This window comes from Acinetobacter sp. ANC 5054, assembly GCF_002135295.1.
Classification (GTDB): Bacteria; Pseudomonadota; Gammaproteobacteria; order Pseudomonadales; family Moraxellaceae; genus Acinetobacter.
This window is the reverse complement of sequence record NZ_NEGG01000004.1, coordinates 173,450-185,685: the sequence shown is the minus strand read 5'-3', so window position 1 is coordinate 185,685 and position 12,236 is coordinate 173,450. Positions and strand designations below refer to the sequence as shown.

General features: G+C 39.1%; 11 protein-coding genes. 6 read left to right on the top strand and 5 right to left on the bottom strand.

The window, feature by feature from the left end:
- Nucleotides 1-77: 77 nt before the first annotated feature.
- Nucleotides 78-1,391, bottom strand: coding sequence for a D-alanyl-D-alanine carboxypeptidase PBP6B (locus B9T33_RS05965; protein ID WP_086178038.1), 1,314 nt, complete (start codon nt 1,389-1,391; stop codon nt 78-80).
- A 180-nt stretch (nt 1,392-1,571) separates the two neighbouring features.
- Here B9T33_RS05965 and B9T33_RS05960 point away from each other — a divergent pair, with 180 nt between their 5' ends.
- Nucleotides 1,572-3,275, top strand: coding sequence for a M61 family metallopeptidase (locus B9T33_RS05960; RefSeq protein ID WP_086178037.1), 1,704 nt, complete (start codon nt 1,572-1,574; stop codon nt 3,273-3,275).
- 117 nt (nt 3,276-3,392) lie between these two features.
- Here B9T33_RS05960 and B9T33_RS05955 read toward each other — a convergent pair whose 3' ends face one another.
- Together B9T33_RS05955 and B9T33_RS05950 are read right to left on the bottom strand one after the other, a co-directional pair.
- The gene (locus B9T33_RS05955) at nt 3,393-4,421 is read right to left on the bottom strand and encodes an ELM1/GtrOC1 family putative glycosyltransferase (protein ID WP_086178036.1); all 1,029 of its coding nucleotides are present in this window, start codon (nt 4,419-4,421) and stop codon (nt 3,393-3,395) included.
- 152 nt (nt 4,422-4,573) lie between these two features.
- On the bottom strand, nt 4,574-5,362 hold the full coding sequence (locus B9T33_RS05950; RefSeq protein WP_086178035.1) for a pseudouridine synthase: 789 nt from the start codon (nt 5,360-5,362) through the stop codon (nt 4,574-4,576).
- 194 nt (nt 5,363-5,556) lie between these two features.
- Here B9T33_RS05950 and icd point away from each other — a divergent pair, with 194 nt between their 5' ends.
- Together icd and B9T33_RS16450 are read left to right on the top strand one after the other, a co-directional pair.
- Nucleotides 5,557-6,810, top strand: coding sequence for an NADP-dependent isocitrate dehydrogenase (gene icd / locus B9T33_RS05945; protein WP_086178034.1), 1,254 nt, complete (start codon nt 5,557-5,559; stop codon nt 6,808-6,810).
- Nucleotides 6,811-7,173: 363 nt separating this feature from the next.
- Nucleotides 7,174-7,344: a hypothetical protein gene (locus tag B9T33_RS16450; protein WP_171263585.1), complete on the top strand. Its 171-nt coding sequence runs from the start codon at nt 7,174-7,176 to the stop codon at nt 7,342-7,344.
- Nucleotides 7,345-7,618: 274 nt separating this feature from the next.
- On the opposite strand, the gene B9T33_RS05940 is transcribed toward B9T33_RS16450, so the two are convergent.
- Together B9T33_RS05940 and B9T33_RS05935 are read right to left on the bottom strand one after the other, a co-directional pair.
- Nucleotides 7,619-8,800, bottom strand: a complete 1,182-nt coding sequence (locus B9T33_RS05940) for a YbfB/YjiJ family MFS transporter (protein ID WP_086178033.1) — start codon at nt 8,798-8,800, stop codon at nt 7,619-7,621.
- A 211-nt stretch (nt 8,801-9,011) separates the two neighbouring features.
- A complete protein-coding gene (locus B9T33_RS05935; RefSeq protein WP_086178032.1) occupies nt 9,012-10,442 on the bottom strand; it encodes a pyridoxal phosphate-dependent aminotransferase in 1,431 nt (476 codons plus the stop codon).
- 228 nt (nt 10,443-10,670) lie between these two features.
- On the opposite strand from B9T33_RS05935, the gene msrB reads away from it, so the two are divergent.
- The 3 genes from msrB (at nt 10,671) to B9T33_RS05920 (ending at nt 12,190) form a co-directional block, all read left to right on the top strand.
- The gene (msrB, locus tag B9T33_RS05930; protein ID WP_086178031.1) at nt 10,671-11,090 is read left to right on the top strand and encodes a peptide-methionine (R)-S-oxide reductase MsrB; all 420 of its coding nucleotides are present in this window, start codon (nt 10,671-10,673) and stop codon (nt 11,088-11,090) included.
- Nucleotides 11,087-11,569: a glutathione peroxidase gene (locus B9T33_RS05925; RefSeq protein WP_086178030.1), complete on the top strand. Its 483-nt coding sequence runs from the start codon at nt 11,087-11,089 to the stop codon at nt 11,567-11,569. The genes msrB and B9T33_RS05925 overlap by 4 nt, the downstream gene beginning before the upstream one ends.
- A 153-nt stretch (nt 11,570-11,722) precedes the next feature.
- Complete coding sequence (locus tag B9T33_RS05920) at nt 11,723-12,190, top strand: TonB C-terminal domain-containing protein (RefSeq protein ID WP_143223998.1); 468 nt, start codon at nt 11,723-11,725, stop codon at nt 12,188-12,190.
- The last annotated feature ends 46 nt before the right edge of the window (nt 12,191-12,236 follow it).

Genomic DNA, 12,236 nt, shown 5'->3' with positions numbered 1-12,236 from the left:
AAAAAAGAAGATGGCATCAGTATGCCATCTTCTTTTTACTCGCAATATTGAATTGTCTTACAAGTTACATAATCACATCATTGACCTACAGGGTAGGTTTTAAGCTCGGAAGTATCACTAGAAAAGATACTGAACAAACTTTTAATCCACATAAAGAAGCGTTCGAAAATATTGGCTTCTTCAATTTGTACATCATCTTCAATATCAAAGCTGTTGATCAGCTGGTTGTTTTGATAAACATTCACCGTTGCTAATTTCATTACTTCAGCCAACGGCGCAGTGAGCTGTTTTGCGTTCATTTCGACATTCAGTTTAGTCTGTGTTTCATGCAAAGGTTCAATTGCCTGAATTTGACTATTTCCAGTATTGAGCATAATACGCTGCTGTGCTTGGTCAAAAGCCTGTAAATCGATGGCGTAAGCTTGATCGTATAATGATGTAGTAATCAGTTTGGGTTGTTGAGTTTCAACCTTAAACATTTTAAGTGTTGATTTCACCACAGGGAGTTCGGCAATGAGTTGGCGATCTTTAATTGCAACTTCATTGCGAGTATAGGTGTAGGCTAAGTTCATTAGGCGATGCGCAACTTCAGCACGTTTTAGCCCGCTTTTCGTACCGAGCACTACCACAATTAAACGACGCTCTGGAGCATCTGGATGACCTGTAAGACGATTGGCTGTTAAGGCAAGATTATGGCCTGCAGCTTTGGTAAATCCAGTTTTTAAGCCATCTACAGTAGGATCTTGTTTGAGTAGGATGTTGGTTGCACGATGGAAATGTTGGTTATAGCTAAAACTTTGTTGTTTTGAATAGTTTAAATAATCTGGTGTTTCAGTCACTAAGGCTTGACCTAAACGCGCTAAATCGGCAGCAGATGAGTAATGCTCAGGCATCGTGATACCGGCTGGGTTTTGAAAATGGGTGTCATTCATGCCCAAAGCTTTGGCTTCTTTGTTCATACGTTCAATAAAGCGAGGAATGTCACCTGAAATCCGTTCAGCTAAAGTGACCGCAGCATCATTTGCCGACATTACCACTAAACCAGCAAGAAGTTGATCTATAGAAATTTGTTCGCCTTGCTTCAAATACATTTGTGATTCGTCCCATTGCACCACTTGTACTACAGGCGTCGCAGTGAGAATTTCATCCTTGCGCAAATGACCAGCTTTAATTTCCTTTAAAGCAATATACGCCACCATCATTTTAGTAAGTGAGGCAGGAGCACGTTGAACATGGCTATTATGTTCAGCAATGACTTGACCCGATTGGGGGTCAAGAATTGTCCAAGCTTCCGCTTCAACAGTTTCAGGTACGATATTTAAGAGGGCTGCATTTGCGATCGTGGAGCACAAAAAGCTGAGCGCCGCGATGAGGTAGATCACGTGTTTCAATGAGGTTCCTTAACCAACCATTCCGTTGGTGGTAAAACGAAAAAATTTTTAGGCATGCTATGCCTTTTTTTTTCTGCTGACTAGTCATAATTGTAGACAATTGCGACAGTTCCGCATTCAGTTGTAAAAAATGTTAATCTAATTGATAAGTTATCTTTTATTTATTTTATATCGCCCATTATGTTGCATTATCAAATCGAATTTGACGATTATCGTCAGCATTTAGTCCATGTGACTGCACGCTTCTTGGCAAATCCAACACAGGTTCTTTCTTTACCATCGTGGATACCCGGAAGTTATTTGATTCGGGAGTTTTCAAAGCACATTGAAGCTGTCCGTGCGTATGATGAAGATGGTCGTTTGCTACAGATTCAAAAGTTTGAGAAAAATAAATGGCGATTATTTAATACCGATCATGAACTTATAACGGTTGAATATGATGTCTATGTGTTTGATCTTTCAGTGCGCGGCGCTTATGTCGATCAAAACCGTTTATATGTCAATCCAGCATGTGCATGTTTAGGTTTAGAAGGGCAGGAAGAGTCTGCAATTGAAGTCGAAGTCTTCTTGCCGCCTGAACTAAAACATTTCCAATTGGCAACAGGGCTTAAATCTAAAAGCTTGGTCAAAGGTCGTTTTACATTATATGCGGCTAATTATGCACAATTGATCGACGCACCATTTGAGTTGGCAGATCAAACTCGTTTTAGTTTTGAGGCTAATGGCATTCCACACGAATTTGTGGTGTCTGGTCAACATGCAATGAATGCACAGCGCATGCAAAAAGACATTGAAAAAATTTGTTCGACTGAAATTTCAATGTTTGGTTCAGCACCATTTAAAGACTATACCTTTATGACCATGGCAACTGGCAACAGCTATGGTGGTTTGGAACATCCGAACAGTACTAGTCTCATCACACCGCGTGATGATTTGCCGAAAGCCAATGAGCTAGAAGAACCATCGGCAGATTATCAGCGTTTCTTAGGGCTTTGCAGTCATGAATATTTCCATTCATGGTTAGTGAAATTTATTCGTCCAGAAAATTTCGTGAATTATGATTTGAACAAAGAAGGCTATACTTCTTTGCTTTGGATTTTTGAAGGATTTACTTCTTATTACGATGACTTGATCTTGCTTCGTAGTGGTGTGATCAATCAAGAATCATATATCAAGCTGTTAAAAGCACAGATTGATCGTTATTTGCAAAATCCGGGTCGTGAAATTCAAAGCGTTTCAGAATCAAGTTTTGATGCGTGGGTGAAATTCTACCGTCAGGATGAAAACTCAAATAATGCAGGTACAAGCTACTACAATAAAGGTTGTCTTGTTGCCTTATGTTTAGACTTAGGACTTCGCTTGCGCGGTTCTAGCCTTGATGCCTTAATGCGTAAGCTGTATGAAAATGCGCAAAATGGCATTCAAGTCAACGAGCGTACTATTTTTGAGTTGTGTAATGCGCTTACTGGCGATAACTGGTTAGAGCAAATTAATCACTTGATTAATACTACCGATGAATTGCCGCTAGATCAGCTGTTCCCTGAGTTTGGTCTGAGCTATACGCTAAAAAATGACAAATCATTGCCATTTGGTTTAAAACTGGCCGATAAACCTGAAGGTGTGTTGGTTCAGTCAGCTCGTCGTGATGGTGTAGCAGCAAAAGCAGGATTGTCTGCCAATGACGTGATTATTGCGATTGATGGTCTAAAAGCATCGGTGAAATTGGCTGAAAAATATGCCAAACAAGATGGCAGCTACACTGTGCTGGCATTCCGCCGTGATGAGTTAATGCGTTTTGATGTGACAGCAGCAGGTTCAGAACTGACTGAAGTGGAACTGAAAGTAGAAGATCAAGCTAAAGTTGAAAAATGGCTGAAAGCTTAATTTGAATCGAAATGACTGCTCATATAAAACCCATACTTCGGTATGGGTTTTTATTTAACTTGATCAATGTATAAAATCGTTAGCAAAGCGATTAAAAAATTACTATTTAGTAAGTTTTTAATACACTACCACTTTCCGCGCATGACAATTATAAAAACTCAAATCTTGACTCATTGTGTTCAAATCATCTGCTAAATGCTGAGTAATTATCTGCTCAATTTGCTGTGCTTGAAGTTTAGGTTTAATTGCCTCTGCTTCAGTTAATTTTGAAATGGATTTTCTTTGAATCAATTGTTGTTCTAGATAACCTTGAATCATTTCATCTGCTACAGAATCTTCACGACAAACTGAAATCACAATGCGACCAGTTTGAATTGATTCAGAGAGCATCGTTGCACTATCTTCTGTGACAAAAATATACTCACTACGTTTTAATACATCACAAATCGAAGTTTTAGATGATGGACAAACCAGTTCAATGTGTTTGGTTTCAAGTAATTGAATCGATTCGGCTGAAAGCGCAGGAGTTCTTCGCGATATCACGACAGTAGCTTTCATTTTGTGTTGATCTACAAATTTGCTGAACTCAGTAATCATTTTACTAAAATCTTGTGCAGTAAAAGGATATTCGTGTGTAGGCCCACCAATCAGCAAACATGCTTCATGTTCTGATGGAATATGCGCTAAACGAGTAATTTTTGATGGTACAGCACCAGTAGGGATAATAATTTGTCGACCAGTATGCTTTTCTGGAATCGTGGTAATGGTCCAGTCAATTAAACGCCAATTAAATTTTCGTGTACCACCAGCATAGATGAGAGGAATGTTAAAACGTTGAGATAAATAGGCACCGTAAATCAAATTCGGCATGCCTGAACAGACGATGACATCCGTATGCTCTAAGGATTTAGGCAGAAATTTAAAATATAAACGCCCAAGCGCATTAAACAGACGTGGGAAATGAGACAATTTCTTAAAAATACTCACAGTCCGTTTAGGCAGTGTTGGTATTGCAAACTGCTCCGGATGGAGATAAAAGCGTTTTTCGATCATTTCTGCGACTGCAAGGGATGGATTTAAATGCCCAATACGATTGTCGTGAATGACTAAAACTTTACTTCTGTTTTGCTTTGATATGCTGTGCATTTTTGCTGTTTAAATAATCAACGTTTCTAATGTTATAGCTTATTCTAGAGATGAAATATGAAAATTTTCTTAAATTATTGTTACTGTTATTACAAAAATGAAAATAAAAAATCCCACTCATGAGTGGGATTTTTGGACTTAGTTATAAGGCTTTAACGACCATTACGTCCGCGACCACGTGGCGCTTTGGTATTTGGACGCGTTGTACCATTGGTACGGCGTTTTGGTTTCTCGCTGTCATCCATTTGCCAAATACGTTTAGTACCAGATTTTTTAACAGAACCATCTTTGTTCTTGCGAACCATAGGTTTACCACCTGTACCACCTGGTTTTTTCACATAAGAACGTGAACGGTATGGCTCTTCTGCTGGAACATTTTGGAAGTCAGGGTATAACAATGGTTCGATATCTTTGGTCTCGCCAGGTTCAAGACCCATTTGTATGATGTCAATGCCACCAATACGTGTACGAATTAATCGCAGGGTTGGGAAGCCAACAGCAGAAGTCATACGACGCACTTGACGGTTACGACCTTCACAAATTTGAATTTCAACCCATGACGTTGGAATGTTGGCACGGAAACGAACCGGAGGATCTCGATCCCAAAGCCATTCTGGTTGTGGAATTTTGATTGCTTTCGCTGGTAGGGTTATACCATCTTTAAGTTCAACCCCTTTACGAAGTTGCTCAAGTGCTTCTTCTGTAACATCACCGTCGAGTTGAACGACATAAGTTTTAAACTTTTTGTTGGCTGGATTGGTAATGTATTGGTTTAAACCGCCGTGATCGGTTAGAAACACAAGACCTTCTGAGTCCATGTCTAAACGACCAGCAATACGAAGCGTAGGATCATCGACAAAGTCGGAGATCGTCATATGTGCTTCGTCTTTACGGAATTGGGAGAGCACGTCAAATGGTTTATTTAAGATGACGATTTTCATAGTAAATAACTTCTGTAAATAACAATAATTTAAATTGGTGAAGATTTATTCAATTGGGAAATTCAGCTATTTCCCATCTAAATCTCAAATAGGGTGGATTTGGATTAGAGTATTATGCGTGAAGACCAATTAAAAGTGTTGCCTATTGGCATTTATTTTTTCATTTCACTCACAACTCAGGGAGAACCTTGATTATGGGTTATCAGAAAATTGTCGTTCCAGTGGATGGGACTAAAATTACCGTCAATTCAGATTTATCACTTAATGTTCCCAATAACCCAATTATTCCATATATTGAAGGTGATGGAATCGGGGGGGATATTACCCCCGTAATGAAAAATGTGGTGAATGCCGCTGTTCAAAAAGCCTATGGCGGAAAACGTGCCATAGAATGGATGGAAATTTATTGTGGAGAAAAAGCCAATAAGATTTATGGCACGTATATGCCTGAGGAAACTTTTGAAGCACTCCGTGATTATGTCGTATCGATTAAAGGTCCATTAACCACACCAGTCGGTGGCGGTATTCGCTCGCTCAATGTCGCATTGCGGCAAGAACTTGATTTATACGTCTGTGTACGCCCAGTGCGCTGGTTTAAAGGTGTACCTTCACCTGTGCAGCATCCTGAAAGTACTGATATGGTGATTTTTCGTGAAAATTCAGAAGATATTTATGCTGGAATCGAGTGGCAAGCAGACTCACCTGAAGCGAAAAAGATTATTAAACTCCTTAAAGAAGAAATGGGTGTGACAAAAATCCGCTTTGAAGACAACTGCGGTATTGGGATTAAACCTGTTTCAAAAGAGGGGTCGCAGCGTTTGGTACGTAAGGCGATTCAATTCGCTATTGAAAATGATAAGCCGAATGTCACTTTAGTGCATAAAGGTAATATCATGAAATATACCGAAGGTGCCTTTAAAGAATGGGGCTACGAAGTTGCATTAGAGCGTTTTGGTGGGGAATTACTAGATGGTGGGCCTTGGGTGAAAATTAAAAATCCTCGGACAGGTAAAGACATCATTATTAAAGATGTCATTGCCGATGCTTTCCTACAGCAGATCCTCATGCGTCCGACGGATTATTCGGTGATTGCGACCTTAAATTTAAATGGTGATTATATTTCGGACGCACTTGCTGCTGAAGTGGGGGGAATCGGTATTGCGCCGGGCGCGAATATCGGTGGTGCCGTCCAAGTCTATGAAGCTACACATGGCACAGCACCTAAATACGCAGGACTGGATAAAGTCAATCCGGGTTCAATTATCCTTTCAGCAGAAATGATGTTACGTAATATGGGCTGGCTTGAAGCAGCAGATTTAATCATTAAAGGTATTTCAGCTGCGATAGAAGCAAAAACAGTGACCTATGATTTTGAGCGATTGATGCAAGGTGCAAAATTATTGCGCTGTTCTGAATTTGGACAAGCCATCATTGATCATATGGACTGATTTGCCAAACAAATTTGATATTTCATTAAGGACTGTTCATTGATCGGTCCTTTTTTATGTTTGATCCTTGTTCTTTACTCAAGTGAAGCTAGACACCAAAAGTGATTTAAAAGGGTTAAGCATCAGGGATTAGGTCGCCCAATCATGTTACTAAAAGTATATAAGCATACCAATCGAGTGAACTTTCGTAATTACAAAAAAGCATGTGGATTGATTTGCAAATAATTATCGTCGTTACATTTTACAATGACGTATTTCGAAACATTTCATGACTTGGTTCTTAAGGTATTAGCGGTACATTGGTTGTTGTCCTACAGTAGAAATACTTGATGATACTTTTTTAGTTGGTAACGGAGAAATGCAATGACTCGTAAACAACAACAGCAGCAACAAGATCAACAATCCGATCAAAAGCATCAAAGAGATCAACAAGACGATCAGCAACAGCAGCAACAGCAACCGCAAGATGATCAGCAACAACAGAAGAAACAAAAACAGCAGCCGCATCAAAGAAATCAGCGGCAGCAACATTAAATTGTGACTCAAGTATTGATGCATTTGCCCATTTAGATATTGAAATTTCATTTTAAAATTAAGATGAAATCTATTTTTTCAGTAGACGAAAAGGAGAGTACATTGTCTAAAAAGAAATCTTTGAAAAAGGAAATGAAAGCGAGGTTGAATAAAATTTCAAAGCATAATTCGGCTTTGAAGAAAATTAAGAAGCAACTTAAAAAGTTGTAGCCCAATTAACATATTGAATAACGAAAAGCCTGCATCTGCAGGCTTTTCTGTTGAGCTTGAAAGTTTATTGCGTATGAGGGGGCTGTAAGCCTTGTTCTCGGCGTGTAAACCAAAAAAGTTGTAATGTGCCAATCAATAGCACTGCTGCAGCCAAAATAAATTGCTGTGAATAACTGGCGCCGATATGTTGTAAAAAGCTAAAACTCAGACCACCTACCAGTTGTACGATTGCAAAACATAAGGTGGCGATACTCCAAAGTTTTTTATAGGCAGCGCCATAGATTTGTAAAATCGTATACGAGGTTAGAAAAACCACAGCGGGGTTTAATAACCCAGTTAAAAATGAGGAGATAAAAGTAAATAAAGGATTAAAATTTAGTACAGCAACAAAAATTGCGATGACATAGGTGCTATATAAAATTTTTAAAGCGGTGATGTTGCCAAATTTTTGTGCAAAGGCGTATGCAGTAAAAGCGCCTAAGGCACTGCCTATACCATATAAAATCCAGTTGAAATTAATCCCGAGCGGGGAAAGTTGAAGCGTATGGCTGAGGTAATCAATCCAAAATAAAGAATGTGGCACATAGGCAAATGCACTCGTGCTGTATACCAGTAAAAGACAATAAAATATGCCACCAAGCTTTTCTTCAGTTTGGATAGCAGCTACTTGTTCATGTAATTGTTTTTTAAGGTTTTTTATTAGATAACTTAAAAAAATACAAATTGTTAAAGCAAACGAAAATAGAATGAGCCAAGCATACTGAATTGAAATTTGCTTAATATAGGGTAAAAAGAGGGTTGCCATTAACACACCCAGTCCAATCCCGCTAAACCCGACAAAGTTAATTTTAAAACGGTCCTGTAGTTGGCTACACTGAGCAACTACACTTGGTGATAAAATCATTAATAACCCACCACTGATGCCAGAAATGATTCGCCAAAATACATACCAAAATTCAGGGAATCCACCCCAAGCACAGCTTGCTAAACTTAGGGTTCCAAAAGCTGCTGCAATTTGAATATAAGTGGTCATGGTCTTATTTTGAGGGAGTTTCATTGCCCAAAATGCACCAATCAAGTAACCCAATAAATTTGCACTACCGAGCATACTGGCAAAACCTGCACTCCAGCCAAAAGCTTCGCGGGTCGAAGGAAGTAGGGCGGTATAAGAAAAGCGAAGTATCCCGATACCTAGGCACATGCTCAGACAGAGAAAGAGGCTGAGTTTGATTTTGTTTGAGAACATCCTGTGCTCATATTATTTTATGATTGGTTAAAAATTAACATAAATAAGCTTTTGAATATTCAACATTGTTTGAATGTCGAACTAAAGTCTATAGTGGTTAAATATGTGTGATTGTTGAAAAAAGCAAACGATCTCAGCATAAGGCTGTTAAAAAGATTGGCATAAAAAAACCGCACACTGTGCGGTTTTTTAAACTTAAGCTTTTGTCACATTAACGCATTTTTGCCAAGAAACGGCTTAAACGTGTTAAAGCTTCACGCAGTTCATTTTCAGCAGGTAAGAACACTACACGGAAATGATCAGGCGTTGGCCAGTTAAAGCCTGTACCTTGTACTAATAGGACTTTTTCAGCTTTTAAGAAATCCAGCATGAATTTTTCATCATCTTGAATTGGATACACTTCAGGGTCTAAGCGCGGGAAGCAATACATCGCGCCTTCAGGTTTAACACATGACACGCCAGGAATATCATTCAACATTTCCCAAGCAATGTTGCGCTGCTCGTATAAACGACCGCCCGGACGGATCAAGTCATTAATCGATTGGTAACCACCCAAAGCTGTTTGAATCGCATACTGTGCTTGATGGTTCGCACAAAGACGCATAGACGCCAACATGTCTAAGCCTTCGATGTAATCAAGAGCACGTGATTTATCGCCAGTAATTGCCATCCAACCTGAGCGGTAACCTGCAATACGGTAAGCCTTAGAGAGACCGTTGAAGGATACGCAAAGTTGGTCACCCGCTAATGCAGCAACTGATACATGTTCAATGCCGTCATAAACGATTTTGTCGTAAATTTCATCAGCAAATAAAATCAAATCATATTTTTTAGCTAAAGCAACAATCTGCTCAAGCACATGACGTGGATATACTGCACCTGTTGGGTTGTTTGGGTTAATGATCACGATACCGCGCGTATTCGGTGTGATTTTGCTTTCCATGTCAGCAATGTCTGGATACCAGAAATTTTCTTCATCGCATTTATAGTGAATTGCTGTACCACCAGAGAGGTTAACTGCTGCTGTCCAAAGTGGATAGTCAGGCATCGGTACGAGCATTTCATCGCCATCATCGAGCAAGCCTTGCATGGCCATAACAATCAGTTCAGATACGCCATTGCCCACATACACGTCATTAACGTGCATGTTGAGGATGCCTTTTTGTTGGTAATACTGACAGATGGCTTTACGCGCAGGGAAAATCCCTTTTGAGTCGGTATAACCAATCGCATTCGGTAGGTTTAACGCAACGTCGTTAATAATTTCTTGCGGTGCTTCAAAGCCAAATGGAGCAGGGTTACCAATATTCAGTTTAATAATTTTGTGGCCAGCTTCTTCCATTTCATTGGCTGCTCGTAACACTGGTCCGCGAATGTCGTAGCATACATGCTCAAGCTTAGACGATTTCTTAATTTCGCGTGGGGTGTTGATAGTGTTCGGCATTTTTATAGTCTCGGAAGGAGTGGAAGTCTCTTTTGCATAACGGTATAAATAGCTTTTAAATGTCTCTGTTGTTACCAAATCAAGATGGTGTTCATCTTTAAGTAAAGCAACAATTTTTTCATGCGTAAACCCTGCCTGTTGATATTGCTTAATCACGGGCAGCAGATTTTTAAAAATTACGCTCTTTTTCTGCGACATTTTTTAATCCTGAGCAAGAGTCAGAATAAGATTATCACTTATTTTGCTCACAAAAAAGCATTTAATATTTATAATTGCTCACTGATTTTAATTTTTGCTTACTTTTTGCTTTTTTGGAGCATTATATTGATTTTGTAAATTGTTGAATAAAGACTAGAAATTTAAGATTGAATGACGTAAATATAGGATTATCCTATTTTAAATAGCACAATATAAAGGGACGTCATCATGGGAAAACTCAATAAAACAGAAAGAGAATGGCAAAGAGAATTGTCGCCTGAGGAGTTTCGCATCACACGTCAAAAGGGCACTGAACCAGCTTTTACGGGGAAATATTGGAATACGAAACAATCAGGGACCTATGTATGCCGCTGCTGTGGTGAGCCACTTTTTTCTTCGGAAACGAAATATGAAAGTGGCTGTGGTTGGCCAAGTTTTTATAAGCCTATTGAAGCTGCTGCAGTTGAAGAAAATGTAGATACGACGCATGGTATGGTCAGAACAGAAATTGTTTGTCATCATTGTGACGCACATTTAGGGCATGTTTTTCCTGATGGACCTCAACCGACCGGATTACGTTATTGCATCAATTCGGCCTCTTTAGAATTAGAAACAAAAGAAAAAAATGATGAGGAAACTTATCCATGACCACCATTCACCAGTTTGAAGCAGAGTTATTGGACGGAACCAATAAATCGTTTGCAGATTATGAAGGCAAGGTATTATTGGTTGTAAATACAGCAAGTAAATGTGGTTTTACTCCACAATTTGCAGGCTTAGAAAAAATTTATGAACAGTACAAAGCACAAGGCTTGGAAGTTTTAGGCTTTCCATGCAACCAATTTGGCGGGCAAGATCCGGGTTCAAATGATCAAATCGGCGCATTTTGTCAGAAAAACTATGGTGTCTCATTTCCAATGTTTGCCAAGGTAAATGTGAAAGGTCCAGAGGCGCATGCGATTTTTCGCTTTCTGACCAATAACAGTAAAGGAATTTTAGGTAGTGGTATTAAATGGAATTTCACTAAATTTCTGATCGGTAAAAATGGTCAAGTGATTAACCGTTATGCACCTACGACCAAACCTGAAACCTTGACTGAAGATATTGAAAAAGCTTTAGCACAATAAATAATTATTCGATGGAAATCTAAGGCGCTACGGCGCCTTTATTTTTTAGTTCAGGTTTATACTAAGCAGGATATTTTTTAGAGTTGGTTTATGTTGGGTATATTTTTCGGCAGATGCGTAGGTATTTTATTTATCACATCATGTGGTTTTAGTGTGCAGAGCAGGGCGGAAACACAATCGAATATGCAACATAGTCTGGTGAGCTCTGAAGTTGATAACTCTCAAAAACAACAGACTGAAGCAACAGACTCTCGCATTACCGACTTACTCAAGCTATTGAAAACACCTGTGCCTGATTATCAACCGACTCGAGTTTCAGATGTCATTAAGCCTCAAACCAAAATAAAAACCTTTGAAGTGTCGTGGGTAAATGCACCACAATATGTGTTGAATGCACAAGACATGAAGGGTTTTAAGCGTCCAGTGAAAATGAAACTTACTGTGATTGCTGCAACGGGTTATATTGGTGAATCGCGTATTCTACAAAGTTCGGGTTCAAAACGTGCCGATGAAAAAATACAAAAAGCACTGCAAGTTGCTCGTTTAGATCCAATTCCAATGGTGGATAAAAACCTCAGTTATAGAGTTGAACATGACTTTGCTATTAACCCACCTCAATAGTCCCATACAATAAAAAATGTCTTGAGGATTGTATTCAAATTATCTG

Coding starts and splice junctions, on each gene's coding strand:
- B9T33_RS05960 (WP_086178037.1), top strand. CDS start 1,572: ATGTTGCATTATCAAATCGAATTTGACGATTATCGTCAGCATTTAGTC.
- B9T33_RS05955 (WP_086178036.1), bottom strand. CDS start 4,421: ATGCACAGCATATCAAAGCAAAACAGAAGTAAAGTTTTAGTCATTCAC.
- B9T33_RS05950 (WP_086178035.1), bottom strand. CDS start 5,362: ATGAAAATCGTCATCTTAAATAAACCATTTGACGTGCTCTCCCAATTC.
- icd (WP_086178034.1), top strand. CDS start 5,557: ATGGGTTATCAGAAAATTGTCGTTCCAGTGGATGGGACTAAAATTACC.
- B9T33_RS16450 (WP_171263585.1), top strand. CDS start 7,174: ATGACTCGTAAACAACAACAGCAGCAACAAGATCAACAATCCGATCAA.
- B9T33_RS05940 (WP_086178033.1), bottom strand. CDS start 8,800: ATGTTCTCAAACAAAATCAAACTCAGCCTCTTTCTCTGTCTGAGCATG.
- B9T33_RS05935 (WP_086178032.1), bottom strand. CDS start 10,442: ATGTCGCAGAAAAAGAGCGTAATTTTTAAAAATCTGCTGCCCGTGATT.
- msrB (WP_086178031.1), top strand. CDS start 10,671: ATGGGAAAACTCAATAAAACAGAAAGAGAATGGCAAAGAGAATTGTCG.
- B9T33_RS05925 (WP_086178030.1), top strand. CDS start 11,087: ATGACCACCATTCACCAGTTTGAAGCAGAGTTATTGGACGGAACCAAT.